The organism is Acidovorax sp. FG27 (assembly GCF_040365715.1).
GTDB lineage: Bacteria > Pseudomonadota > Gammaproteobacteria > Burkholderiales > Burkholderiaceae_C > Paracidovorax.
The window spans coordinates 19241-44670 of record NZ_BAABVY010000014.1; the positions used below are offsets into that span (position 1 = coordinate 19241).

The following is a 25430-nucleotide window of genomic DNA, read 5'->3' on the forward strand; positions in this document are numbered from 1 at the left end:
AAGCCCATGGCCCAGTATTTCGAAGTCCACCCCGAGAATCCGCAGCCCCGCCTGATCAAGCAGGGCGCGACGCTGCTGCAACAGGGCGGCATCCTGGCCGTGCCGACGGACTCCAGCTACGCCCTGGTCTGCCACCTGGACGACAAGGACGCCGTGACCCGCCTGCGCCGCATTCGCCAGGTGGACGAGAAGCACCACCTCACCCTGCTGTGCCGCGACCTGTCGGAGCTGGCCAACTACGCCCGGGTGGACAACCGGCAGTACCGCCTTCTCAAGCTCGGCACGCCAGGGCCCTACACCTTCATCCTGGAGGCGACCAAGGAAGTGCCGCGCCGGGTCAGCCATCCATCGCGCAAGACCATCGGCCTGCGCGTGCCGGACCGCAAGGGCCTGCAGCTGCTGCTGGAGCTGCACGGGGCGCCGCTGCTGGCGACCACCCTGATCCCGGCGGGTGAAACGGAGCCGCTCAACGACCCGCAGGAGATCCGGGCGCGCTACGAGAAGCTGCTTGACGGCATCGTCGATGCCGGCGCCTGCCCGCAGGAGCCCACCACGGTGATCGACCTGACGCCCATGGGCGACGGCGACGAGGCGCAGGTGGTGCGCGAAGGCCGGGGCAGCCTGAGCGCGCTGGGGCTGTAGCCGCCGGGCCCTCGCCGCGGACCGCTGGGCTCGCTTGCGTCGCCGGCCGTCAGTCGAGCTTGAATGCGCCCACGGCGCGCTGCAGCTCCGCCGCGCGGCTGTCGAGCGCCTCGGCCGCCCGCTGGGCCTGGTGCACCAGCGCCGCGTTGTCCTGCGTGGCTCCGTCCATCTCGGCGACCGACTGGTTCACGTGGGCGATGCCGTCGCTTTGCGCCTGCAGGGCCTGGGAGATCTCGCCGAGCAGCGTGCTGACCTGGCCCACCGACTCGACGATGTCGTGCATGGTGCGGCCTGCGGCGTCCACCAGCTGGGTGCCGCTCTGCACCTGGTCCACCGAGGTATCGATGAGGCCCTTGATCTCGCGGGCCGCCACGGCGCTGCGCTGCGCGAGGTTGCGCACCTCCGTCGCCACCACGGCGAACCCACGGCCCTGCTCGCCCGCCCGCGCCGCCTCCACCGCCGCGTTGAGCGCGAGGATGTTCGTCTGGAAGGCAATGCCCTCGATCACCTGGATGATGTCCACGATCTTGCGCGAGCTGCCGCTGATGGCCTGCATGGTCTGCACCACCTGGCCCACCGCCTGGCCGCCGCGTTCCGCGGTGGACGATGCCGTCACCGCCAGGCCGCTGGCCGAGCGGGCGCGCTCGGCGTTCTGGCGCACGGTGGCGGTGAGCTGGTCCATGCTGGCGGCGGTGTCGGCGAGCGAGGCCACCTGCTCGCCGGTGCGGCGTGCCAGGTCGCCGTTGCCGGCGTTGATCTCGCCCGCGCTGGAGGCGATCGCATCGCTGGACTGCTTGATGCCGGCGACGAGGTCGGTGAGCGTGTCCTCCATGGTGCCCAGCGCACTCAGCAGCCGGCCAAAGTCGCCTTGCAGGTCGGAACTGAATTCCTGGCTCAGGTCGCCCGCCGCCACCGTCTCGGCGATCAGGATGGCCTGCTCCAGCGGCGCCACGATGCCACGGCGCAGCAGCACGAAGGCCACTCCGGCCGCCACGCAGACGGCCAGCCCCAGGCCCAGCAGCCAGGCGCGCATGCCCGACAGTTCCTGCTGCGCCGCCGAGATCGCGCGCTCTAGCGGTGCCCGCTGCGCCGGATCCGGCAGCGCGGCGACGGATTGCAGCGCCGCCTCGTGCGCCGCCCGCGCCCCAGCGATGTCGCCAAGGCCCACAGCCACCAGCACGGCGACCAGCAAAACCAACGTGCCGAATGCCAGCACCAGACGCGTGCCGATTCTCAAACCACCCCAAGCCATAGCAAGTCCGTCCTCGAAGACCGCGGGTGAGCGGGGCCACCGCCCTGGACACCCAGCGTAGTTTCATTTGGAAACAAGTCAACATCGTAGGCAGAGTTGCTGCACTGCGGTACGAGGGGTTCCCCTGCCTCGCAGCGGAAAGCGGAACGCGCGCTCTGAGACAATGCCTGCGTGGACTTCTCGAACCTCATCCAAACCGTTCTCATCTACGCGCTGCCGGTGCTCTTCGCGATCACCATTCACGAGGCGGCGCATGGCTACGCGGCCCGCCATTTCGGCGACACCACCGCGCAGATGATGGGGCGCATCACGCTCAACCCGCTCAAGCACATCGACCCCATCGGCACGGTGCTGATGCCGCTGCTGCTGTACTTCGCGACCTCCGGCGCGTTCCTCTTCGGCTACGCCAAGCCGGTGCCGGTGAACTTCGGCCACCTGCGCAACCCCAAGCGCGACATGATCTGGGTGGCGCTGGCCGGCCCCGCCACCAACTTCTTCCAGGCCATCCTCTGGGCGGTGGTGTTGGTCGCGCTGGTCGGCTTGGGCGTGGACGAACGCTTCTTCACCGAAATGGCCCGTGCGGGCATTCTGGTCAACCTGGTGATGTGGGCCTTCAACCTGTTTCCGCTGCCGCCGCTGGACGGCGGGCGCATCCTGGTCGGCCTGCTGCCCTGGCGGCAGGCGCACTGGGTGTCGCGCATCGAGCCCTACGGCTTTTTCATCGTGCTGGCACTGGTCGTCGCGGGCGTGGTCGGCGCGATCTGGCTTCGGCCCCTGATGTCGCTGGGCTACAGCATCATCAACCTGGTCATCAGCCCCCTGACCGCGCTGCTGCGCTGACCGGCCAGCTTCCTTTCTGCCCCGGCTGCAGCGGCACCGCCGCAGCGCCCGCCCCTTCCATTCCTGCGCTGAGATTCCATGAGCACCACGCGTTTCCTGACCGGCATCACCACCACCGGCACGCCCCACCTGGGTAATTTCGTCGGCTCCATCCGCCCTTCGGTGGCGGCCAGCCTGCGCCCGGGGGTCGAGAGCTTCTACTTCCTGGCCGACTACCACGCACTCATCAAGTGCGAGGACCCGGTGCGCATCCAGCGCTCCACCCTGGAGATCGCGGCGAGCTGGCTGGCGGCGGGCCTGGACCCTGAGCGGGTGGTGTTCTACCGCCAGTCCGACATTCCCGAGATTCCCGAGTTGAACTGGCTGCTGTCCTGCGTGACGGGCAAGGGGGTGCTCAACCGAGCCCACGCCTACAAGGCCTCGCAGGACAAGAACCTGGCCGCCGGCCGCGAGGCCGACGACGGCGTGACCGCCGGGCTGTTTATGTACCCGGTGCTGATGGGCGCGGACATCCTGATGTTCAAGGCGCACAAGGTGCCCGTGGGTCGCGACCAGGTGCAGCACATCGAGATGGCGCGCGACATGGCATCCAGCTTCAACCATCTCTACGGCGAACACTTCGTGCTGCCGGAGGCGGCCATCGACGAGCACGTTGCCACCCTGCCGGGCCTGGATGGCCGCAAGATGAGCAAGAGCTACGACAACACGATTCCGCTCTTCACGCCGCGCGAACAGCTGCGCAAGCTCATCGCCGGCATCCTGACCGACTCCCGCGCACCGGGCGAGCCCAAGGACACGGAAGGCTCCGCCCTGTTCCAGATCTACCAGGCGTTCGCCACGCCCGAGGAAACCGGGGCTCTGCGCCAGCGCTATGCCGAAGGCATCGCCTGGGGCGACGCCAAGCAGTTGCTGTTCGAGCGCATCGACGCGGTGGCCGCCCCCATGCGCGAGCGCTACGAGGCGCTGATGGCCGATCCGGCCCGCATCGAAGACATCCTGCTGGCCGGCGCCGAGCGCGCACGGGCGCTGGCCACGCCCTTCATGCGGGAATTGCGGGGCGCGGTGGGCCTGCGCAGCTTGCGCACGCAGGCGTCTTTACCCGCACACCCCAAGGCCGCACGGGCCGCTGGATTGCCGACGTTCAAACAGTACCGCGAGGCCGATGGCCGGTTCTATTTCAAGCTGGTGTCCGCGGACGGACGCCCGTTGCTGCAGAGCACGGGCTTTGCGGACCCCAAAGGCGCGGGCCAGTGCATCGCGCGACTTCAGAAGGACCCCGACGTCATAGGCACCCTGAACGCGCTGTCGGAACGAGTCACCCTGGCGCCCGAAGCGAGCCAGGCAGACGTCGAGCTGGCACTGCACAGCCTGCAAGCCGCCAGCAGCTGACGCTCTGCCTGCGGTCGCGATTCGGGCCTTTGTGCCGGGCGGTGCGATCCTGGAATTTGAGAGCCGGGCGGCACGTCATCGGCCCGCGTCGCGCCGCCGCAACGCTTGGACCGTCCGGAACACCCGCACGCGCAGTTGACATTTGGTATGTTGCAAACACTAGCTTGAAACTTACCGACGCCGCACCACAAAAGTGAACAACCGTTAATATCTTGGTAACAATTCCATCTAGCGGGTTAACGTTTTCTATACTGGTTTCCAAGCAATCTCTGTAGGAAAACACATGCGCATAGTAGCGTTAGAGGACGATGCGCTCCAATTGGAACTGTTTCGTCGCGCCATCGAGGGAATGGGGCATGCCTTCCGCGCGCACCTGACCGGTGCGGCGCTGATGAAGGACCTGAGACGGGAGACCTTCGATCTGTTGATCGTCGACTGGCAGCTGCCCGACACCAACGGGCCGGACGTCGTTCGGTGGGTGCGCGAGAACGTCGGCCCGAACCTGCCCATCCTGTTCGTGACCAGCCGGCATGAAGAGCGCGACATCATCGAAGGCCTGGGCAGTGGGGCCGACGATTTCATGATCAAGCCCATTCGCGTGGGCGAACTGACGGCGCGCGTCACCGCTTTGCTGCGCAGGGCCTACCCCGCCGTATCCAGCGCCACGATGGAGTTCGGTCCCTACCGGTTCATCCCGGATTCGCGTACCCTGTTGATTTCCGGCCGTCCGGTGGAGCTCAAGAACCGTGAGTACGACCTGGCGCTGTTCCTTTTCCAGAACACAGGCAGGCTGTTGTCGCGCGACCACCTGCGCGAGATCATCTGGGGTCAAAGTGCCGACGTGATCTCGCGGTCGCTCGACACCCACATCTCCCGACTGCGTTCGCAGCTCGAACTGCGGCCCTCGAACGGCTACATCGTGACCGCCGTGTATGGCGTGGGATACCGCTTCGAAGCCGTCAGCCCGCGGCCCGAAGAGGCCGGCGGGGACGTTCCGGCGGAATCTGCGGCTCCGGCCCGCTCAGCACCCACTGCATGACCATGCGTCCGCGCCAGCGCTGGAGCGAACGATCCCACACGCCAGCATCCGCCCCGGGCGCGGTGTGGCTGGCGGCCATCTGCGTGGTGGCTGGCTGCACGACCGCCATGGCGGCCCAGGCAGGTGGCCCCCAGGGCCAGGGCATAGCCGACCCGGCCGCCACTTTGCCGCCAGTCACGGACATCGAGCACATCATCCAACCCGGCGACACGCTTGAAGCGCTGTCGCGGCGCTATGCGGACGACCGGCGCGCCTGGACGGCGCTCGGCACGCGCAACCAGATCCGCGACCCGCGCCGGCTGCGGCCCGGATCCGTGCTGCGCATACCGTCCCGGTTGCTCCCCGCCGACACCGCGACCGTCGAATTCACCCGGGGTGCCGTGGCCGTCGTGCCGGCCGCGGGTTCCGCCGTGCCGGCCGCGCCGGCTACCGGAGACCGCCTGGCGGAGGGTACGCGCCTGCAGGTCGGCCCGGACGCTTTCGTCACCCTGCGGCTGGCAGACGGCAGCCTGATTCGAGTGCGGGCCGATTCCGATGTGCAGCTGCAGCAGCTGCGCCGGCGCGGCCGCGCTGGCAGCGTGCAATCGGTGCTGGATCTGCGGGGCGGCGGGGTGGAATCGTCCGTGACGCCGCAGACCGACCCCGCCCGCCGCTTCGACGTGCGCACGCCGACGGCTACCACCAGCGTGCGAGGCACGCAGTTCACCGTGGACCTGGCCGCATCGGGCCAGGCCACCACTTCCGTCGACCAGGGCTCGGTCACGCTGCGCGCAGCGACCGCGTCGAACCCGGCCACCGCTGTCCCCACGCCCTTGGCGTCGCAGGCGCAAGCCCTGGTCCAGGCGCAGGCCGTGACGCTGCAACCGGGCCAGGGCGTTGCGGTGGCGGCCAACGGCCAGCTGAGCTCGGTCAGGCCGCTGCTGCCCGCGCCAGATCTCTCGCTTCTGCCTACGACCTGGCAAGACTCCGACATGCTCGCGGTGTCGGTGCCGCCGCTGGCCGGCGCATCCGCCTACCAGCTGCAGCTGGCGCGGGACTCCCAATTCACCGAGGTCGTGCAAAGCCAGCGCTCGGACACCCCGACGGGCCGGTGGTCCGGGCTGCCCGATGGCCGCTACTACGTTTCGGTGCGCGGCGTGGACGATGCAGGGGTCCTGGGCCGCGCAGCGGTGCAACCGATCACCGTCAAGACCCAGCCCGCTCCGCCGCTGTACCAGTCGCCCGCCCCTGGCGGCACGGTGGAGCGCAAGCAAGGCGAGCTGCGCTGCACGGGGGTCGACGGGGCGAGCTTCTACCGCATCCAGCTCGCCTCCGACCCGTCCTTCACCCAATCGCTGGTCCACGCCGATCGGCTGGCGGAGTGCCGGACCACCATCGCCCAGGTCCCGCCGGGGGCTTACTTCTGGCGTGCAGCCAGCGGGCGCGCCTTGCCGGACGGCACGCCGGACATCGGCCCCTACGCCAAGGCGCAGCGGGTCGTGGTTGGCGAAGCCCCTTCGCCGCTGAGCGCTGCCTTGCTGCAGGTGGACGAGGCCTCCGGCGGCGGAGCGCGCCTCTACTGGGCCGGCGAGCCGGGGCAGACGTTCCAGCTCCAGGTGTCGGCGAACGGAGATTTCACTCATCCGCTGGTCGATACGCACCTGTCCCAGTCCGCCTGGACGTCGAGCGAGCTGCCGTCCGGTCGCTATCAGGTTCGCATCAAGGTGATGGATCCCTCCGGCCTGCAAAGCAGCTTTTCCAGCGCCAGAAGTTTCAGCGTGCCCGCGGCCGTCCAGAGCGGCACGGGCCTGCCCGTGACCGCGTCCGACGGCCAGCCGCTCACGCGCCCGTGAGACGCGGCCCTCCGCCCCTGGCACCCCCTGCCACATGAGGACCACAGGCGCGCTGCTGCGCACCCAGCTACGCCGCCGGGAGTGGGGGCTACTCTCCGCGGCCCTGCTCTCGCTGGTGGTCTGGCTCAGCGCCCCCGGCAACCTGGACCGGATGAATTTCCCCATCCAGGACGCCAGTCTGCGCCTGCTGGCGCCGCCAGCAGGCGCAGACATCGTGCTGGTGGCCGTCGACGACCGCAGCCTGCAAGCCATCGGGCGATGGCCCTGGCGCCGCGCGCTGCACGCCGAACTGCTCTCGAAAATCTCCCAGCAGTCTCCCCGCGCCGTCGGCATCGACATCATCTTTCAGGAGCCCGACGCGGATTACGCTGGAGACGATGTATTGCTGGCCCGGGCGATCCGGGCGTCGGGACGTGTCGTGCTTCCGGTCGTCTTGAACCAACACCCCCAAGGGGGCCGGGCCGACCTGCCCCTGGAGCGCTATGCCCGCAGCGCCAGCCAACTGGGCCACGTCAGCGTGAACGTGGATGCCGACGGCCTGACCCGCAGTCTCTATCTGCTGAACGGCTCCGCGGATGCTCCCTGGCCGCATTTCAGCGTGGCGATGCGATGCGCGGAAGGCGCCGACCTCCCCACCTGTCAGCCCCCCCCGCGCCCCACGGCCGCCGGCGACCCAGAGTGGAACAAAGAGTTTCTGCGCATCATTCCTTTCGCGACGGGCTCCGAGCCTTTCCCCACTTATTCCTACGTCGACGTGCTCAAAGGCAATGTGCCCGCCGATGCGTTCCGGGACAAGTACGTCCTGGTGGGCGCCACGGCCACCGGGGTGGGCGACATGTTCGCAGCTCCGGTGCATCCCACGGCGCGGCGGGTGGCCGGGGTGGAGGCACTCGCCCACGTGCTGAACGGTGAATTGCAAGGCATTCGCGTGGAGCCCGCTACGGCCCGGTGGAACACCTTGTTTTGCGTACTGCCCGTGGTGGCCGCGCTATGGGCCGTGCTCCTCCTGGGGCCCTCGGCGGCGCTGTTGACGACGACTGGCCTCTTTCTCGTCACCCTGTCGGCAGCCCTGGCCAGCCCTGCCCTCACGGGCTGGCAGCTGTCGCCGGCAGCGGGTCTGATCGGCCTGCTGCTCACCTACCCGCTCTGGAGCTGGCGGCGCCTCAGCGCAGCGGCGCACTTTCTGCGCCTTGAAATGCAGTCGCTGCGCAAGGAAGGTCTGCACGCCACCAGTTCCGCAGGGATGGGCGTCGTGGTGGGCGTGACCGAGCCCTCCGGCGACTTCCTGGACCGCCAGATCAACGCCGTCGACATGGCCACGCAGCAGCTGCGCGAACTGCATGAATTCGTCAGCGAAAGCCTGCACCAGTTGCCCTCGCCGATCTTCGTGTGCGATCGAGCGGGCACCGTCACGCTGGCGAATGCCGCGGCCTTGCGCTACACAGCCACCTTGGAGGCCCCGCATCCTTTGGGGCAGAACATCTGTCACTTGCTGCACAGCCTTCGGAACGTCGACACGGGCGAGCCGCTGATCCAGGTGGACGAAGCCTGCATAGAGCAGCTGCCACCGCAAATGAAAGGGCTGGACAGCCAGGGGCGCACCCTGCTGCTGATGTGCAAGGGCTTCACCAAGTCCGAGTCCACCGCCGGCCGTGGCTGGCTGGTGACGCTGGTGGATCTGACGGATCTGCATCTGGCGATCCAGCAGCGCGATCAGGCCCTCCACTTCATCTCGCACGACATCCGCTCACCCAACGCGTCGATCCTCACGCTGCTGGAGATCAAGCGCGAGTACCCCGACCTGATGCCGCTGCCGGAGTTGCTCACCCGGGTCGAAAGATATGCGCGCGCATCCCTCGGCATGGCGGAGAGTTTCGTCAGTCTCGCGTCCGCACAGGCGCAGACCTACCGGTTCGAACCGCTGGATCTGGCAGCACTGCTCGCGGAGGCGGTGGACGACGCCTGGGCCGCCGCCCAGGAACGGCAGGTACGGATCGAGCTGTCGACGGAGCTGGAGCAGGCGGACTGCCTGGGCGACCGGTCGCTGGTCGGCCGGGCCATCACCAACGTGCTGGGCAACGCCATCAAGTTCAGCCCCGAGGGCGCAACGGTGCGATGCGCAGTCCGTGATGAAGCTCACTTCTGGTCGGTGACCGTGCGTGACAGTGGCCCGGGCATTCCGGCGTCGCTGCAGACACGGCTTTTCCAGCCCTTCCAGCGCCTGCACCATGAAAGCCATCCCACGGTCGGCGGGATCGGCCTGGGCCTGGCGCTGGCCAACACCGTCGTGCACCGGCACGGGGGCCGTATCGATCTGTGGAGCGAAGTGAACGTCGGAACGGAATTTCGCCTGCTGTTTCCGAAGAGGACCAGCAGCGCCCTGCCGACCAGCTAGAAGCAGTCCCGAGCTCGGCGGGCGCGGAGCCTGGCATCCCATCGGCCGGCCCTGGCCCTTTCGTTCGATGCCGGCCCTCGCGTTGACCTGCCGGCGGCTGGGTGCTTGGTATCGTCGGTCTTTTGTCCGAGCGGCCCGGTGCCCCTTCCCTTGCCGATGCGTCCCAGCCTTAGCTTCTCGAGTGTCCTGCGGGCGTGTGCACTGCACGCGCTGCGCTGGTCGATCACCTTGCTGTGCCTGATGGTGCTGTCGTACGCGGCGTTCGTCGCGATTCGGTTTCACCACGTCGACACCCGCCTGTATGCGTGGGCGAGCCAATGGTTCCGCAGCCCCTCCCAGGTCCAGCCGGCACCGGGCGGGCGGCGGCTCGATTCCTACGTGCTGGAGACTGGGCCCATTGCGGTGCCGGGAGTGCACCGCAACCTGTCGGGCCTGACGTTCGAGGCGGAGACGCCAGGCCTGATTTCCGTGGTGAACCGCCCGGCGCAATTGCTGCGGCTGTCGCTGGACGGACGGGTCACCTCCCGCCACCGCCTGCTCAACGCCGCCGATGTGGAAGGCGTGGCCTATCTCGGCCGGGGCCGCGTGGCACTTCTGGAGGAAGGACGCAACCGCATCGTGCTCGCCACCCTGCCCGCAGCGCCCGACGCCGACCTGGACCTGTCGGGCGCTGCCGCGCTCGCCTTGTCGCTGGATGAGCACCCGGACGGGGCGACCGGCGTACTGGCCGCCAATGCAGGCTTCGAAGGCATCGGCTACGACCCGGAGAGGGATGCGCTGTACGTCGCCAAGGAGCATTCGCCCCGCGCGCTCTACCGCGTCGTCGGCCTGGCCGCCCATGTGCCTGGCCAGGGCCTGAACGTGGAGATCCGCAATCTCAGCGATTGGGTCGATGATGCCTCGGTCGTCGGAACGGACCTGTCTTCCGTCGAGGTGGACCCCGCCACCGGCCACCTGATGCTGCTGAGCGACGAGTCCCAGACCCTGGTCGAACTCGATGCGTCCGGCCAGCCGCTGGGTCGGCTGCGCCTGCCGGGCCGGCACGGTGGAGGTTCTGCCGTTCCGCAAGCCGAAGGGATCGCCATCTCGCCGCAGGGCGACATCTTCATCGTGAGCGAGCCCAATCTGCTCTACCGGCTGCGACCCGGCCAGCGCGAGCAGCCTTCGCCCGCGGAGGCGGCCACGGCAGGCCGCATCCCCAAGCCAGGACGGGGCTAGCCATCCATCCGGCGCGCAAACACGCGCTGCACAGGCTTCGCGTCCTACAGATCCACGCGGCTATGGCCCGTAGGTTCTGGCTTCAGTCCAACGAAAGCCAGACCATGCCCCACCAGCCCGATACTTCTTCGTCCGACGCAGCGGATGTCGCCGCACGCTCGGCCGCCCGCAACACCGACAGCGGTCCCGCGCAGATCCCGCTCCAGGCGACGGACGACCCGGCCGCACGCAAGGCGGCCAGCACCAATGCGCTGGCCGCATCGATGCCGCACAACAGCTTGAAGCCCCTGGAACACGGCGTGGAAGGCGGCTTGTCCACCAACGCGGGCCTGACATCGGAGCCCGACCATCCCGACACGCTGGCCAGCACGCTGTCCGAACCCGAAGCCACCGCCAAGACCGGAGCGGGCGCCGCACCCGGCTTCAATGCCAACACGGGCGTGCTGGACCGGGTGCGTGTGGACTCCACCGGCCAGACGCTGACCACCAACCAGGGCGTCAAGATCGCCGACAACCAGAATTCCCTCAAGCAAGGCGTCCGCGGGCCGGTGCTGCTGGAAGACTTCATCCTGCGCGAGAAGCTGACACACTTCGATCACGAGCGGATCCCGGAGCGCATCGTGCATGCACGGGGCTCCGGCGCGCACGGCACGTTCGAGTGCTATGAAGACCTGAGCGACCTCACCATCGCCGCACCTTTCCAGGCGGCAGGTAAGAAGACACCGGTGTTCGTGCGATTTTCCACCGTGCAGGGCGAACGGGGCTCCAAGGACACCGCGCGGGATGTCCGCGGCTTTGCCGTCAAGTTTTACACCGACGAGGGCAACTGGGACCTGGTGGGCAACAACATCCCCGTGTTCTTCATTCAGGACGCGATGAAGTTCCCCGACCTCGTGCATGCCGTCAAGCCCGAACCGCATCACCAGATGCCGCAGGCTGCCAGCGCCCACGATACGTTCTGGGACTTCGTCTCGCTCATGCCTGAATCCACGCACATGCTGATGTGGGTGATGTCGGACCGCGGCATTCCGCGCAGCTACGCCACCATGCAGGGCTTTGGCGTGCACACCTTCCGTTTCGTCAATGCCGAAGGTACCTCGGTGTTCGTCAAGTTCCACTGGACGCCCTTGGCCGGCACGCACTCGCTGGTGTGGGACGAAGCGGTGAAAATCTCGGGAGCCGACCCGGACTTCCACCGCCGCGACCTGTGGGAGCGCATCGAATCCGGAGCCTTCCCGGAATACGAACTGGCAGTGCAGGTGTTCACTGAGGAACAGGCGGAGTCGTTCAGCTTCGACATCCTCGACGCCACCAAGATCATTCCTGAAGAACTGGTGCCCCTGCGCCCGATCGGCCGCATGACGCTGCACCGCAATCCGGACAACTTCTTCGCGGAGACGGAGCAGGTGGCGTTCTGCACGGCCCATGTCGTGCCGGGCATCGATTTTTCCAACGATCCGCTGCTGGCAGGCCGCATCCACTCCTACGTCGATACCCAGATCTCGCGCCTGGGCGGCCCCAACTTCCACGAGATCCCGATCAACACGCCGCTGGCACCCGTGCACAACAACCAGCGCGACGGCATGCACCGCCAGAACATTCCGCGCGGGCGGGTGTCGTACGAGCCCAACTCGCTGGGCGGCGGCTGCCCGTTCCAGGCGGGCGCGGTGCAGGGCTTCATGTCGGTGCCTGCCCGTGCGCAGGCCAAGGAAGAGCAGATCAAGATCCGCGCCAAGCCGGAAAAATTCGCCGACCACTACACGCAGGCCAAGCTGTTCTTCGAAAGCCAGGCACCGCATGAGCAGGCGCACATCGCGGCGGCCTTCCGCTTCGAGTTGAGCAAGGTCACCGTGCCGGCGGTGCGCGAGCGCACCATCGCCATGCTGCGCAACGTGTCGGATTCGCTGGCCACCAGCGTGGCGCACGGCATCGGCATGCGCACTTTGCCTGCCGCCTTGCCCAAGGCCATCGACAATCCGGCGGCGCCGGAGGTCGATCAGTCTCCGGCGCTTTCGCTGCTGGCCCGGCCCGGAGACGGATCGGTCAAGGGCCGCAAGGTCGCCATCCTGGTGGCCGACGGGGCCTCTCCAGACGGACTGCACGCGGTGCAGGCGGCGCTGCTGGAGCAGGGCGCGGTCGGGCGCTTCGTGGGTCCGCACATCGGGCCTGTGGCACTGTCCGACGGCAGCGAGGTGGATGCCGACGCATCGCTGGAGAACTCGCCAGGCTTCCTGTTCGACGGACTGGTGCTGCCCGATGGCGAAGAGGCTGTGGCCATGCTCTCGCGCGACGGGCACGCCGCTGAGTTCGTGCGCGACCAGTTCCGCCATTGCAAGCCCATCCTGGTGCTCGGCGCGTCGCAGACGCTGCTGGTGGAGTCGGGCATTCCGATGCTGGAAGACGATTCCGCACTCATCGTGACGGAAGTGGGCGACGACGAAGCCGTCCAGCAGTTCCTCACGGCCCTGGGCCAGCCTCGCAACTTCGCGCGGGAGACGGATCCGCCTGTGGTGTGACGCGAGGCGTCATCGACAGTCACGGCTTCAGGGCCGTGGCTGCATCAAGCCACAGCGAAGCCCCAGCCGCATGAGCCGCGATGCCGATGCCTCCCGTCATCGGCATACTGTTGCAGGTCATCCTGGGAATGTGGATCACGGCCGGGTTGGCGGACTGGTGGTGCCACCGCCGCACTGGCATTGAATGCACCAGCGGCACGGCCGAGGCGGCGGCGCCAAAGCGTTGACAAGGGCATTCCGAGCACCTGAAGCCGACGCACGTCCTCTGTCGGCTTGAGGCTCGCGTTCGGCTAATCGGAGGGAGCGTCCGACGCCTCGTCAGCGCCGAGACGGCGCTTCTCGCCGATCAACTCGGCGCCCTGACGGGACGAAAGCGGAACGTCCTTGTGCCGCTCGCCGCCGTAATCGAGATCCAGGTCCCGCGCAGAGCCGCCCGAAGAGACCCTCGCGATAGGGCCCTGGGGCTCCTCGGTCCGCTTGGCATCCATGTCGCGGTTCTCGTAGGTAGAGGCGTCTCCTCCCTGGCCAAAGCGGCGCGCTCCGGCGCCAGTCCCTGGGTTCTCCGGGTGCGAGGTCGGCACCCCGCGAGGGTCGTCACGCATGCCGTACTGGTTGAAGTGCCCCTCGTCGGCGGCACGGTCGGACGATGGGGGATGGGGGACCTTCTGGCTCATGCCGCACCCCGGTGCGCCAGGTACCGCCGAACCTGTGCGGCCGAGTGCCCTACGGCCTGCACGGCCGCACGCAATTCGGCTTCCGTACAGCCGAAGGAGCGGGTCCAGTCGCGTATCTCGTGGTCTTGCTCCAGGCTGATGAGTCGAGCATCCTCTGCAGTCTTTTCCGTGCTATCGGGCATGTGCAACTCCTGAAAGTGGATATCGCCTCATGCTAGGACGACGCACGGAAGCGGCAGCGTAGGACAAGCGCGGCTGCCCGCAATACGGATAGGGCGGCTGCCTACAAAGCCGGGCACACGCCCGCAGCACGCTTGCTGGCAGGTTCTCTCGATCCCACGTTCGCATGCCACACCCTGCCACTTACGCTATGCCCACCGCTGGCCTGCGGGGCACCGGCCCCGCAATCCCATGACACAAGCCAGCTCTTCCGACTCGGCCTCCGAGCGTGCCCTGAAGCGTGAACCGCTTCCGCAGAGCCGCGAGGTGCTGCTGCTGGTGGACTTCATCAACCCGCTGAATTTTCCGGGCGCGCGCAGCCTGATCCCGGGCGCCTGGGAAGCGGCGCAACGGACTGCGCGACTCAAGCACCGGCTGGCTCGCAAGGGCGTGGCGGTGATCTACGCCAATGACAACTATGGCACGTGGCACAGCGACTTTCGCGACATCCTGCAGGCGTGCTGCGCGCTTCAGGGGCGGCGCGGCGACATCTCCCGGCTGCTGGCACCGCAGCCGTGCGACCTCACCGTCCTGAAGCCCCAGCACTCCGCTTTTCACGCCACGCCATTGCAGCATGTGCTGAGCGCCATGGGCGCACGCAAGCTGGTGATCACAGGCCTTGCGGCAGACATGTGCGTGTTGCTGACGGCCACGGACGCACGCATGGCCGGCTACGAAGTGTGGGTGCCCGAAGACTGCACGGCGGCAGAATCCGCAGTGCGCAAGTCGCGCGCGCTGGGGCAATTGCACGACGTCTTCAAGTGCAGCGTACGCCCCAGCGTCCGCAACCGCTGAGCCGCCACTCACACCCTTCAAAACACGCCGTAGCGGTAGGCGATGAACAGCGCGGCCATCACACCTAAGAAGGCAAGGACAGTCATCAGTCGAAACATAGCTCGTTCGCCCAAGTGCGTTGGGTACAAAAAAGCCCCGGGCGCGAGTAACGGGGCTGGGGAACGAAAGCAGGCAACCGGACGCGGTGTGCCCGCCGCACGAATTACTTCGTGGCGTCCTTGATGTTTTCCTTGGCGTCGCCGTAGTTCTTCTGCGTCGAGCCTTCCACTTGCTTGGCCATGCCCTTGGCTTGCTGTTCCGGGCTGTTGATCAGCTCGCCGGTCTTTTCCTGCACCTTGCCAGCAGCTTCCTTCAGTGCGCCCTTGACTTGATCGGTATTCATATGCGTGACCCTTTCGATGGATGTGGTGTGTACACGCCGTCTTAGCGATGCATCACGGAACCGATCGTAGTGGCGGCGTCGAGCCCAGCCCGAGAGAAGAAGCCAGCCATGCCGGTCAGCGGCGGACTACACCCATAAAATCCGAAGTGCGATACGGCTGCGGTGGGCGGCGCGCCATACTGATCCCACGTCGAATGACGCGGTGCCACGCAGCCAGCTGCCTGGCCGCCTGATGCCCGGCCCTGGGCTTGCCTGCCAGGTGCCCGATCCCGCCAGTGTCCCGTTATCGCACCGTCCGTGTCGACAGTCCTGCCCCATGCGATTCCTCGGCGCCCTTGATCTGAGCACGCTGCTGCGCTCCGCGCCTTTCATCGCGCTCATTGCCATCGCCAGCGTGCTGTCGTTCCGCTACCACCAGCTGCTGCTGTCGCAGCGGGCATCCATCGAGCACACCTACCAGGTGCTGACGACGCTCGAATCCACGTTGGTGCACACCATCGACGCCGAAACGGGGCAGCGCGGCTACATCATCACCGGCGACGATCGCTACCTGGCGCCCTATCACCGCGCTCTCGAACAGATCGACCCGCTGACCGCCCGCCTGCGCGGCCTGGTGAGCGACAGCCCCGCGCAGTTGCAACGCGTGGATGCGCTGGAAGCCGCTGTCGCCCTGAAGCTCGCGGAGCTGCGCGACACGGTGCAGGCGCGGCGCAAGCAGGGCCTCGAGCGTGCCCGGGCGCTCGTGTTGCGCGACGAGGGGCGGCGCACCATGGACGGGGTTCGCGCCATCTTGGCCGACATGCGCAATGCAGAATCGACGCTGCTCGATCAGCGCAACGCACGCGCGCAAGCCACCGAACGCTGGCTGCTCGCCATCACGCTGATCAGCACCGCGCTGTCGATCCTCGCGCGCCTCGGGCTCGCGGTGATCGCCCGCTTCCAGGCGTCGCGTGCAAGTACCCTCACCTCCGCCCCCGAGTCCACCTTCAGAACCGGCGCCGCACCAGCGGCCGTTGCCCCCTCGACCACGCCATGCCCTCCTCCGACGTCACCCTCTGGATCATTGCCGCAGCCGTCACCGCGGGTGTCCTGATCCGGCCGTTCAGGCTGCCCGAAGCGATCTGGGCCGTCGTCGGCGCCGCGCTGATCCTGCTGCTCGGGCTGATGCCCCTGCCCGAGGTGCTGGCCGCCGTCGCCAAGGGCAACGATGTCTATCTCTTCCTGATCGGCATGATGCTGCTGTCGGAGACGGCGCGGCGGGAAGGCTTGTTCGAGTGGGTCGCCAGCCATGCTGTCAACTGGGCAGGTGGCTCACAGCTGCGGCTCTTCACGCTGATCTACCTGATCGGTGCCGTCATCACCACCTTCCTGTCGAACGACGCCACCGCCGTGGTGCTGACCCCGGCCGTCTTCGCCGCCGCCCGCAAGGCGCGCACGCCCGCGCTGCCCTATCTGTTCATCTGCGCCTTCATTGCCAATGCGGCCAGCTTCGTGCTGCCCATCTCCAATCCAGCGAACCTGGTGATGTACGGCGAGCATGTGCCCGCGCTGCTGCCCTGGATCAAGAGCTTCGGCCTGCCTTCGCTGCTGGCCATCGGCAGCACCTACTGGTGCCTGCGCATCGCTTTGCGCCGCGAGATCGCCGGCCGCTGCGAGCCGCGCGTCGACGTCGCACCGCTGCATGCGGGCGGCATGACGGCGCTGGGCGCCCTGGTAGTCACCGCCGTCGTGCTGATGACGGTGTCCGCACGGGGGATCGATCTCGGCCTGCCGACCTGCATCATGGGGTTGCTGACCACGGCCGTGGTCCTGTTGCGCGACCGTGCCAACCCCTGGCCCGTGGTCAAGGACATTTCCTGGAGCGTGCTGCCGCTGGTCGCAGGCCTCTTCGTAGTGGTCGAGGCGCTGCACCGCACCGGCGTGATCGACACGCTGGCCGGCTGGCTGACCAGCGGCGTGCAGGCCCACCCGGCCGCCACCGCGGCGGCGGCCAGCGCCGCCGTGGCCCTGGGCTCCAATGTCGTCAACAACCTGCCCGCGGGCCTGGTCGCCAGCACTGTGCTGCACCAGGCGCCGCCACCCCAGATGGTGGTGGACGCCATGCTGATCGGCGTGGACCTGGGGCCCAATCTGTCCATCACGGGCTCGCTGGCGACCATCCTGTGGCTGTCGGCCATTCGCCGCGAGGGGGACGACGTCAGCTTCGGCCGCTTCCTGCGGCTGGGCATGTGGGTGATGCCGCCCGCGCTGGTCCTTGCCGTGGGGGCGCGCTTGCTGATCGGTTGATGGAGTCATGGGACGCCTCGGGCGCCTTCCCGCCCCCTGAGCCCTGGAGTCAGGAACTGGAACGCGCGCTGGCCCCGCACCTCACGGCATCTTCACCCAATGCCTGCCGTCGCCGGAATGGTAGGTGCCACCACTGGCACAGCAGCCCCCTGCGCCCAGCGCCATCCGGCCGAGGCGGGCGGTCACGCCACCGGCCTCCGCACTCATCGACTGGCGCTCGCACCGTGTGAAGAACGGATAGGGCTCGGGCGCCAGCACGCGCTCCCACGTCGTTGGGCCGGCCGGGGTCGACTGGCTGCGGAACACCTCGCAGTCGCGCACCACCAGGCGCACCGCTTGCCCGGCCAGCACGCCCGTGAATACTTCTTGCGGCGCGGCGTTGCGCAGGGCCTGCTCGACCTCAGCCTCGACCTTGCCGACCGGATCGGCCTCATCGGGGCTGCAGGCCGCCAGCAGCATGGCTGCGGTGGCGAGAGCGGTGACGCGTGCGCGGCAAGGCGGGGACATGCGCGCATTGTGCGCGAGCAGGCGTGCCCCATGCCCGCATGGGCGCCCTGCCCAATCCGCCGGTTTTCTCGAAGGGCCCTCGCATTGAAGACAATAGCGCCCACACGGCCCGGCATCCGCCCAAGGCCCACTCGCCTGTTGCGCCCCGGCGCCTCTCCTTTGCCATGAACGAACTCCCAGAACTTCCCTTCCTCTCCCGCGTTTCCCTGGCCATCGGCAGCTTCTTCGCCCTGCTGGGCGATGGCCGCCTGGCCGCGCGCGTGCAGGCGCTGCGCAGCGGTGCGCCGCTGGCCAGCGAGGTGCCGCCGCCCGCACCCGCCCCCGCACCCGTACAGGCCCCGCCGCCCCCGGCCCCCGTGCCTGCCCCCGCCCCCGTGCGCGCCACCGCCGACGTCGATGCCGCCCTGCAACTGCTGGCCCTGCTGCAGCGCGAGTCGCGCTTCGTCGACTTCCTGCAGGAAGACATCGGCGCCTATTCCGATGCCGACGTGGGCGGCGCCGCGCGCCTGCTGCATGGCGGCGCCCGCAAGGTGCTGCAGGACACGTTCGATCTCGTTCCCGTGCGCACCGAAGCCGAAGGCAGCCGCCTGACGCTGCCGGCCGGCTTCGATGCCGCCGCCGTGCGCGTCACCGGCAACGTGGTCGGCCAGCCGCCCTTCACCGGCACGCTGCAGCACAAGGGCTGGCGCGCCACGGCCGTGCGCCTGCCCGCCCTCACCGCAGGGCACGACACCCGCGTGATCGCCCCCGCGGAGGTCGAACTGTGAGCGGCGCGAAGTACGCCATCGGCATCGACCTGGGCACCACGCACAGCGCGCTGTCCTGGGTCGATCTGCACAGCGAGGGCGCGGCGCCCGAGATCCTGCCCATCGCCCAGCAGAGCGGCCCCGGCGCGGTGCAGGACTATTCCCTGCTGCCCTCCTTCCTCTACGTGCCGCACGACAGCGAATTCGCGCCCGGCGACCTGGCCCTGCCCTGGAACGCCGCGCCTGCCCGCATCACCGGTGAATGGGCGCGCAGCCACGGCGCGCTGACCCCCATCCGCCTCGTCTCCAGCGCCAAGAGCTGGCTCGGCCATGCCGGCGTGGACCGCCGCACCGGCATCCTGCCGGCCGACGCGCCGCCCGAGGTCGAGCGCATCTCGCCGCTGGCCGCCAGCACCCACTACCTGCAGCACCTGCGCGACGCCTGGAACCACCGCCATCCCGAGGCGCCGTTCGACCAGCAGTCCGTCACGGTCACCATCCCCGCATCGTTCGACCCGGCCGCACGCGAACTCACGGCCGAGGCCGCGCAGGCTGCCGGCTACCTCGGCATCACCCTGCTGGAAGAACCCCAGGCCGCGCTCTACAGCTGGATCGCGGGCAGCGCGGGCGACTGGCGCAAGCAGGTGCAGGTGGGCGACGTGATCCTCGTCGTCGACGTGGGCGGCGGCACCAGCGATTTCTCGCTCATCGCCGTCACCGAAGACGCCGGCAACCTGCAGTTCAACCGCGTGGCCGTGGGCGAGCACATCCTGCTCGGCGGCGACAACATGGACCTGGCCCTCGCCCACGGCGTCGCGCGCGGCCTGGCGGCAGAAGGCAAGCAACTCGACCCCTGGCAGATGCGCGCGCTCACCTACGCCTGCCGCCTGGCCAAGGAACAACTGCTGAGCGACCCTGGCCTGCAAAGCGTGCCCCTGGTCGTGCCCAGCCGCGGCTCGAAGCTCATCGGCGGCTCCATCCGCACCGAACTGCAGCGCGAACTGCTTTCCACCCTCCTGCTCGAAGGCTTCTTCCCGGCCGTGGAAAGCAGCGCCCGCCCCGTCACGCGCCCGCGCGCCGGCCTCACGCAGATCGGCCTGCCCTATGCGCAGGATGCCGCCGTCACCCGCCACCTGGCCGCGCTGCTGGGCCGCCAGGTCGGCGCCACCGCGCAGCTGCCGGGCTTCGCCCAGCCCGAGGGCGCGACCTTCCTGCACCCCACGGCGGTGCTGTTCAACGGCGGCGTGTTCAAGTCCGAGTTGCTGGCGGGCCGCGTGCTCTCCACGCTCAACGCCTGGCTCGCCGCCGACGGCGCGCCCGCCGCCCGCCTGCTGCACGGCGCCGACATGGACCACGCCGTCGCGCGCGGCGCCGCCTACTACGGCCAGGTTCGCCAGGGGCGCGGCATCCGCATCCGCGGCGGCACGGCCCAGGCCTACTACGTGGGCATCGAATCCAGCATGCCCGCCGTGCCCGGCCTGGAGCCGCCGGTGCAGGCGCTGTGCGTCGCGCCCTTCGGCATGGAGGAAGGCTCCGAGGCACCGCTGCCGCCGCAGCAACTGGGCCTTGTGGTCGGCGAATCCGTGCGCTTCCGCTTCTTCGGATCGTCCGTGCGGAGGGGCGATCAGCCCGGCGCCCTGCTGGATTTCTGGTCGCCCGAAGAACTGCAGGAACTCGCGCAGATCGAAGCCACCCTGCCCGCCGAAGGCCGCGCCGTGGGCGAGGTCGTGCCGGTGCAGCTGCGCGCGCGCGTGACCGACATCGGCACGCTGGAGCTTTTGGCAGAGGCCTCGGGCGGCGCGCAGTGGAAGGTGGAGTTCGACGTCCGCGACGCGTGATGGCAGCCGCGTTCCGCATCGGCATCGACCTGGGCACGACCCACACCGTGCTCGCGTTCGCGCCGCTGGGCGCGGACGACATCCAGGTCTTCCCCGTCCCGCAGAGCATCGCGGCCGGCGAGGTCGCGCCGCGGCCCCTGCTGCCCTCGCTGCGCTTCCATGCGGCCGAAGGCGCGCTCGCGGCGGCCGACCTGCCCCTGCCCTGGCCGTCGCAGGAGCCCACCATCCTCGGCGCCTTCGCGCGCGAACTCGGCCAGCAGACCCCCGGCCGGCTCGTGGCCAGCGCCAAGAGCTGGCTGTCGCACCCCGCCGTGGACCGCACCGCTGCCATCCTGCCCTGGGGCGCACCGGATGACGTGCCTAAGGTGTCCCCGCTAGAGGCCAGCGCCAGCTACCTGCGCCACCTGCGCCACGCCTGGGACCAAGCCCACCCCCAGGCTCCGCTCGCGCAGCAGCCCACCGTGCTCACCGTGCCGGCCTCGTTCGACGAAGGGGCGCGCCAGCTCACCCTGCAGGCCGCCGCATTGGCCGGCCTCGGGGCCGTCCATCTCATCGAAGAGCCGCAGGCGGCGTTCTACGACTGGGTCTTCGCCCACCGCGCCGATCTGGCAGATCAACTCGCCCACACCGGCCGCCTGCTCGTGGTCGATGTGGGCGGCGGCACCACCGACCTCACCCTGATCGACGTCACGCTGGATGCAGACGGCCAGCCACAGCTCGCGCGCACCGGCGTGGGCGACCACCTCGTGCTCGGCGGCGACAACATGGATCTGGCGCTCGCTCGCTGGATCGAGCCGCGGCTGTCGGGCGCCGCAACAGGCCTGGCCGCACATGCCCCGCTCTCGGCCATCCAGCTCGCGCAGCTCACCCAACGCTGCCGCAGCGCCAAGGAGCGCCTGCTCGCCCCAGACGGCCCCGAGGAAACCACCGTCACGCTCCAGGGCAGCGGCAGCCGGCTGATCGGCGGAGCGCGCTCCGCCACTCTCACCCGCGCCGATGTGGACCGGCTGCTGGTGGAAGGCTTCTTCCCGCAGGTCGCGGCGGATGCGCAGCCGGTGCGCGCCCGCAGCGCCCTCGTCGAATTCGGCCTGCCCTACGCCCACGACGCCGCCATCACCCGCCACATCGCCGCCTTCCTGCGGCGCCAGGGCGGCGCCCTGCCCGACACCGTGCTGCTCAACGGCGGCGTCTTCCATGCCCAGGCCCTGCGCGAGCGCCTGCTCGCCACCCTGCGCGCCTGGCAGCCGGCCGGCGCTCCGCCCATCCGGCTGCTGGAGGTGGGTGAACCCCGCCTCGACGCCGCCGTCGCGCGCGGCGCCGTCGCCTACGCCATGGCTCGCGCCGGCAGCGCGCCCCGCATCCGCAGCAGCGCGGCCCGCGCCTACTACCTCGCGCTGGGCGGCGAGCTGGGTGTCTGCGTGCTGCCGCACGGCACCCCCGAAGGCGAGACGGTGCGGCTCGCGGACCGGCGCTTCCGCCTGCGCCTGAGCCGCCCGGTGCGCTTCAATCTGATCACCAGCGCCGCCGATCGCCACGACCGGGCCGGGGACGTCGTCACCCTGCGGGGCAGCGACGAGGGCCTGCAGCGCCTGCCGCCCATCGCCACCGTGCTGCCCACCACGCAGGCGGGTGGCCGTGCCGCCGGTGCGGCCCAGGTCGAGGTGCAGCTCGAAGCCCGGATCACCGACGTCGGCACGCTGGAAATGCACTGCGTCGCCATGAATGCGCACGGCGAGGGCACTGAAGCACACGCCCTGCCGCCCCAGCGGTGGCAACTCGAATTCCAGCTGCGCGGCGATGCGGCGGCGCAGGCCGAGCCTGCAGGCGACGGCGCGAGTGCCGCAGCAGGCGCCGCTCCTGCCGCGGCCGCCCACCCGCGCCTGCCTGAAGCCCTTGCCGCCATCGACCGCGTCTACGGCGGCAAGAAGCAGCAAGGCGTGGACGCGAAGGAAGTGCGCCAGCTGCGCGCCACGCTGGAGCGCCTGCTCGGCGACCGTGCCACCTGGCCCGCCCCGTTGCTGCGCACACTATTCGGCGCCCTGCTGCAGGGGGCCAAACGCCGCCGCCGCTCGGCCCAGCACGAGCGCACCTGGTTCAACCTCGTCGGCTTCACCCTGCGCCCCGGCTTCGGCGATCCGCTCGACGCTTGGCGTATGCAGCAGATGTGGGAGCTGTTCGGCCCCGGCATCGCCCACAGCGACGACAGCCAGCAATGGTCCGAGTGGTGGACTCTCTGGCGCCGCATCGCGGGCGGCCTGGACGCCGAGGCGCAGCAGATGGTCTACGACGTCATTGCCTACTACCTGCAGCCGCCCGGCGGCACCGACATTCCGGCCCCCGACGGCCCGGCCATGCAGGCGCCGGACGAACTGCTGCGCATGGCGGCTTCTTTCGAGCGCATTGCGCTGGCCGACAAGACGCGGTTCGGCGGCTGGCTGCTGCAGCGGCTGCGGCTAACGCCGCGCCCTGCGGCCGAACTCTGGTGGGCACTGGGCCGCCTGGGCGCGCGCCAGCCGCTGTATGCCAGCGCGCACCATGTGCTGCCGCCCGCCACGGCGCAAGGCTGGCTGGCCGCCATGATCGACATCGCTCCGGAGTGGCACCGGCATGAAGCCGCGGCCTTCGCAATCGCCCAGATCGCCCAGACCACGGGCGACCGGGCGCGTGACCTGCCGGAGGACCTTCGCGATGACGTGGCCAGGCAGCTGGATGCGGGCCAGGCCAAGGCGAGCTGGATCGCGATGGTGCGGGAGGTGACGGTCCTGGATGCCGCGGACCAGCAGCGGGTGATGGGCGACGGACTGCCGCCCGGGCTGGTGCTGCTGCAGGGGTGACCGGGGGCGGCACGGGCCCCGCGGCTGGCTGCCCTCAGCCCACGGCGACTGCACCGTCAGCAGGCACCCACTTACTCGCGAACGACGAATGCAAAGGCACGGCCGGTGTGGGCATAAGTCTCCCGGGTCTGCTCCAGCACGTCGATCAGGGTGGCGAAGGCCTGCGGGCTGTGCTGCGCAAGCTCCCGTGCGTCGGTCACGACGAGCCGCAGCGGGAACCGGATGGCCGGGCTGGTGCCCCAGATGCCGCCAGCATGCAGGTTGAGCAGGCAGTCGAACAAGGCGTCCCAGTTCATACCCCAGCCGGACTGCCCACCCTCGCGCACGGCATGGTTTCCATCAGGCCCGCCCAGCTGCAGCGCCTCGCCCAAGGCGTGAAGCACGTCGGCCTTGGTACTTCGGCCTTGGAGACTGATCGTGAGAAGCGTGGGGGTCATCGTCGATAGGGGGTTGTGGGCCGCACCGGATCCATCGGGATCCGAGGCCTGCATAGACTTGCGGTACCGTCAGTCCGGCGGCAGGGCGGATGAGACGGCAGCCGGTCCGGCCCGTTCGCCCGCCTTGCCACCCCACTGTACCTGTCACCCCACCATCCTGCGCAGCTCACTGCCCAAGCCATCACGATGCCCCGCGCCTTCCACCTCCATGTTCTTTCCAACGGCGTGCGCCTGCTGGCCCTGCCCATGCCCCACGTGCAGAGCGCGAGCGTCGGCGTCTTCCTGCGCGTCGGCTCGCGTGACGAGACACCGGCCACCAACGGCATCAGCCACGTGCTGGAACACATGGCGTTCAAGGGCACGACCAACCGCTCGGTGCAGGCGATCAACCTGGATGCGGAGCGGCTGGGCGCGGACGTGAATGCCTATACCGGCAAGGACAGCACCGGCTACTTCATGACCGGCCTGGGCCAGCACGCGCTGCAGCTGCTCGGCATGACGGCGGACATCGTGCTGCACAGCACGTTCCCCGAGACCGAATTGCAGCGCGAGCTGGAAGTGATCCGGCAGGAGGCGATCGAGTACGACGAAGACCCGGAAGACAGCTCCAGCGATCTGCTGGACCGTGCGCTGTGGGGCGGCCATCCCATGGGCATGCCAGTGATCGGCACGGTGGAGAACATCGAGCGCTTCACACGCGATGACCTGCTGCGGCACGTTCAACGGCACTACGTGGCCCGCAACACCATCGTGGCGGCCGCCGGCAATTTCGATGTGGATGCCTGGATGCGGCGCGCAGAAGACCTCTTCTCGGCCATGCCCGAATCCCCTGCAGGCGTCTCGGCCTCGCAGCCTCCCATGCCGGCGCCCCATGTCGGCCAGGCCGTCGCGCGGCGATTCTCCCAGGTGTCGCAGGTGTTTCTGAACATCGCCTACCCCATCGAATCGCAGGTACCCGATGCCATCGGCATCCCGCCTGAGCGCCTGCGCCTGACCGCAGCCCTGGCCACCCACCTGTTCGGCGGCGGCATGTCCTCCCCCCTGGTCGATACCGTGCGCGAGCGGCTGGGCCTGGCCTACACGGCCGACGCCACGCTCGACCGCGGAGACGCCTGGCTCAACTTCATCGTGCATGCGGTCACCACCCCGGACAAGGTCGAGGAACTGGTTCGGGTCACGGGCCAGCTGCTCCGCGCCCAGGCCACCGCCATCGACCCCGTTCACCTCGAACGGGCGAAGAACCAGCTGACCGTGTCCTGCGTGCGGTCCAGCGAACGCCCCTTCGCCACGATGGAACGGGCGGTAGAAGACCTCTTCGCGCACGGCACCATCGCATCGCTAGACGAAACCATCGCCCTGATTGGTGACATCCGCCCTGACGAGGTGAAGGCAGTCTTCGAGCGGATGTTGATGCAGCCCCCAGCGCTGGCTATCACCGGCAAGGGGGTGAGCGTCAAGGCGGCCAGGCACCTGGCGCATGCGCTGGCTGCAGATGGATGCGCAGCGGGGTAGGTTGCTGCTTTGTCATTAACACGCTGTTGCGCAAGCGGCACAGATGACGAACACCCGCTCGAAACCGGGTCCTCGCA

The 25430-nt window shown here is 68.9% G+C and carries 21 protein-coding genes; 15 read left to right on the forward strand and 6 right to left on the reverse strand.

Going from position 1 to position 25430, the window contains the following annotated elements; genetic code table 11:
• Positions 1 to 6: 6 nt before the first annotated feature.
• Complete coding sequence (locus ABWV53_RS18830) at positions 7 to 642, forward strand: L-threonylcarbamoyladenylate synthase (protein WP_353367675.1); 636 nt, start codon at positions 7 to 9, stop codon at positions 640 to 642.
• Between the two features lie 49 nt (positions 643 to 691).
• Here ABWV53_RS18830 and ABWV53_RS18835 read toward each other — a convergent pair whose 3' ends face one another.
• Positions 692 to 1894, reverse strand: coding sequence for a methyl-accepting chemotaxis protein (locus tag ABWV53_RS18835; protein WP_353367676.1), 1203 nt, complete (start codon positions 1892 to 1894; stop codon positions 692 to 694).
• A gap of 171 nt (positions 1895 to 2065) precedes the next feature.
• On the opposite strand from ABWV53_RS18835, the gene ABWV53_RS18840 reads away from it, so the two are divergent.
• The 7 genes from ABWV53_RS18840 to ABWV53_RS18870 all read left to right on the forward strand — a co-directional run bounded on the left by ABWV53_RS18840 (position 2066) and on the right by ABWV53_RS18870 (position 13123).
• Positions 2066 to 2734 (forward strand): site-2 protease family protein, encoded by a 669-nt coding sequence (locus tag ABWV53_RS18840; RefSeq protein WP_353367677.1) that lies wholly within the window; start codon positions 2066 to 2068, stop codon positions 2732 to 2734.
• Between the two features lie 78 nt (positions 2735 to 2812).
• Positions 2813 to 4123, forward strand: coding sequence for a tryptophan--tRNA ligase (locus tag ABWV53_RS18845; RefSeq protein ID WP_353367678.1), 1311 nt, complete (start codon positions 2813 to 2815; stop codon positions 4121 to 4123).
• A 283-nt stretch (positions 4124 to 4406) separates the two neighbouring features.
• Positions 4407 to 5162, forward strand: a complete 756-nt coding sequence (locus ABWV53_RS18850) for a response regulator transcription factor (RefSeq protein ID WP_353367679.1) — start codon at positions 4407 to 4409, stop codon at positions 5160 to 5162.
• A complete protein-coding gene (locus ABWV53_RS18855; RefSeq protein WP_353367680.1) occupies positions 5159 to 6994 on the forward strand; it encodes a FecR domain-containing protein in 1836 nt (611 codons plus the stop codon). Before ABWV53_RS18850 ends, ABWV53_RS18855 begins: the two co-directional genes overlap by 4 nt.
• Positions 6995 to 7028: 34 nt before the next feature.
• Entirely contained in the window at positions 7029 to 9389 is a 2361-nt protein-coding gene (locus ABWV53_RS18860; protein ID WP_353367681.1) for a CHASE2 domain-containing protein, read from the forward strand.
• A gap of 156 nt (positions 9390 to 9545) precedes the next feature.
• Positions 9546 to 10607, forward strand: a complete 1062-nt coding sequence (locus ABWV53_RS18865) for an SdiA-regulated domain-containing protein (protein WP_353367682.1) — start codon at positions 9546 to 9548, stop codon at positions 10605 to 10607.
• A 104-nt stretch (positions 10608 to 10711) separates the two neighbouring features.
• Positions 10712 to 13123, forward strand: coding sequence for a catalase (locus tag ABWV53_RS18870; RefSeq protein ID WP_353367683.1), 2412 nt, complete (start codon positions 10712 to 10714; stop codon positions 13121 to 13123).
• A 290-nt stretch (positions 13124 to 13413) separates the two neighbouring features.
• On the opposite strand, the gene ABWV53_RS18875 is transcribed toward ABWV53_RS18870, so the two are convergent.
• Both ABWV53_RS18875 and ABWV53_RS18880 read right to left on the reverse strand, forming a co-directional pair.
• Complete coding sequence (locus ABWV53_RS18875; RefSeq protein ID WP_353367684.1) at positions 13414 to 13797, reverse strand: hypothetical protein; 384 nt, start codon at positions 13795 to 13797, stop codon at positions 13414 to 13416.
• A complete protein-coding gene (locus ABWV53_RS18880) occupies positions 13794 to 13979 on the reverse strand; it encodes a DUF3606 domain-containing protein (protein ID WP_353367685.1) in 186 nt (61 codons plus the stop codon). The genes ABWV53_RS18875 and ABWV53_RS18880 overlap by 4 nt, the downstream gene beginning before the upstream one ends.
• A gap of 229 nt (positions 13980 to 14208) precedes the next feature.
• On the opposite strand from ABWV53_RS18880, the gene ABWV53_RS18885 reads away from it, so the two are divergent.
• A complete protein-coding gene (locus ABWV53_RS18885; RefSeq protein WP_353367686.1) occupies positions 14209 to 14811 on the forward strand; it encodes a cysteine hydrolase family protein in 603 nt (200 codons plus the stop codon).
• Positions 14812 to 15013: 202 nt separating this feature from the next.
• Here ABWV53_RS18885 and ABWV53_RS18890 read toward each other — a convergent pair whose 3' ends face one another.
• Positions 15014 to 15193 carry a CsbD family protein gene (locus ABWV53_RS18890; RefSeq protein WP_353367687.1) on the reverse strand — a complete coding sequence of 60 codons (180 nt, stop codon included), beginning with the start codon at positions 15191 to 15193 and terminating at the stop codon, positions 15014 to 15016.
• 316 nt (positions 15194 to 15509) lie between these two features.
• On the opposite strand from ABWV53_RS18890, the gene ABWV53_RS18895 reads away from it, so the two are divergent.
• Together ABWV53_RS18895 and ABWV53_RS18900 are read left to right on the forward strand one after the other, a co-directional pair.
• Complete coding sequence (locus ABWV53_RS18895) at positions 15510 to 16286, forward strand: CHASE3 domain-containing protein (RefSeq protein WP_353367688.1); 777 nt, start codon at positions 15510 to 15512, stop codon at positions 16284 to 16286.
• Positions 16226 to 17479, forward strand: a complete 1254-nt coding sequence (locus ABWV53_RS18900) for an arsenic transporter (RefSeq protein WP_353367689.1) — start codon at positions 16226 to 16228, stop codon at positions 17477 to 17479. Before ABWV53_RS18895 ends, ABWV53_RS18900 begins: the two co-directional genes overlap by 61 nt.
• Before the next feature lie 81 nt (positions 17480 to 17560).
• Here ABWV53_RS18900 and ABWV53_RS18905 read toward each other — a convergent pair whose 3' ends face one another.
• Positions 17561 to 17986, reverse strand: a complete 426-nt coding sequence (locus ABWV53_RS18905; RefSeq protein ID WP_353367690.1) for a hypothetical protein — start codon at positions 17984 to 17986, stop codon at positions 17561 to 17563.
• A 164-nt stretch (positions 17987 to 18150) separates the two neighbouring features.
• On the opposite strand from ABWV53_RS18905, the gene ABWV53_RS18910 reads away from it, so the two are divergent.
• Genes ABWV53_RS18910 through ABWV53_RS18920 form a run of 3 tightly spaced genes read left to right on the forward strand, consistent with a single transcriptional unit; the run spans position 18151 to position 23404 of the window.
• Positions 18151 to 18753, forward strand: a complete 603-nt coding sequence (locus ABWV53_RS18910) for a DUF2760 domain-containing protein (protein WP_353367691.1) — start codon at positions 18151 to 18153, stop codon at positions 18751 to 18753.
• On the forward strand, positions 18750 to 20570 hold the full coding sequence (locus tag ABWV53_RS18915; protein ID WP_353367692.1) for an Hsp70 family protein: 1821 nt from the start codon (positions 18750 to 18752) through the stop codon (positions 20568 to 20570). Before ABWV53_RS18910 ends, ABWV53_RS18915 begins: the two co-directional genes overlap by 4 nt.
• The gene (locus ABWV53_RS18920; protein ID WP_353367693.1) at positions 20570 to 23404 is read left to right on the forward strand and encodes an Hsp70 family protein; all 2835 of its coding nucleotides are present in this window, start codon (positions 20570 to 20572) and stop codon (positions 23402 to 23404) included. The genes ABWV53_RS18915 and ABWV53_RS18920 overlap by 1 nt, the downstream gene beginning before the upstream one ends.
• A gap of 71 nt (positions 23405 to 23475) precedes the next feature.
• On the opposite strand, the gene ABWV53_RS18925 is transcribed toward ABWV53_RS18920, so the two are convergent.
• Entirely contained in the window at positions 23476 to 23841 is a 366-nt protein-coding gene (locus tag ABWV53_RS18925; RefSeq protein WP_353367694.1) for a barstar family protein, read from the reverse strand.
• 186 nt (positions 23842 to 24027) lie between these two features.
• Here ABWV53_RS18925 and ABWV53_RS18930 point away from each other — a divergent pair, with 186 nt between their 5' ends.
• Complete coding sequence (locus ABWV53_RS18930; RefSeq protein ID WP_353367695.1) at positions 24028 to 25353, forward strand: M16 family metallopeptidase; 1326 nt, start codon at positions 24028 to 24030, stop codon at positions 25351 to 25353.
• Positions 25354 to 25430: the final 77 nt, after the last annotated feature.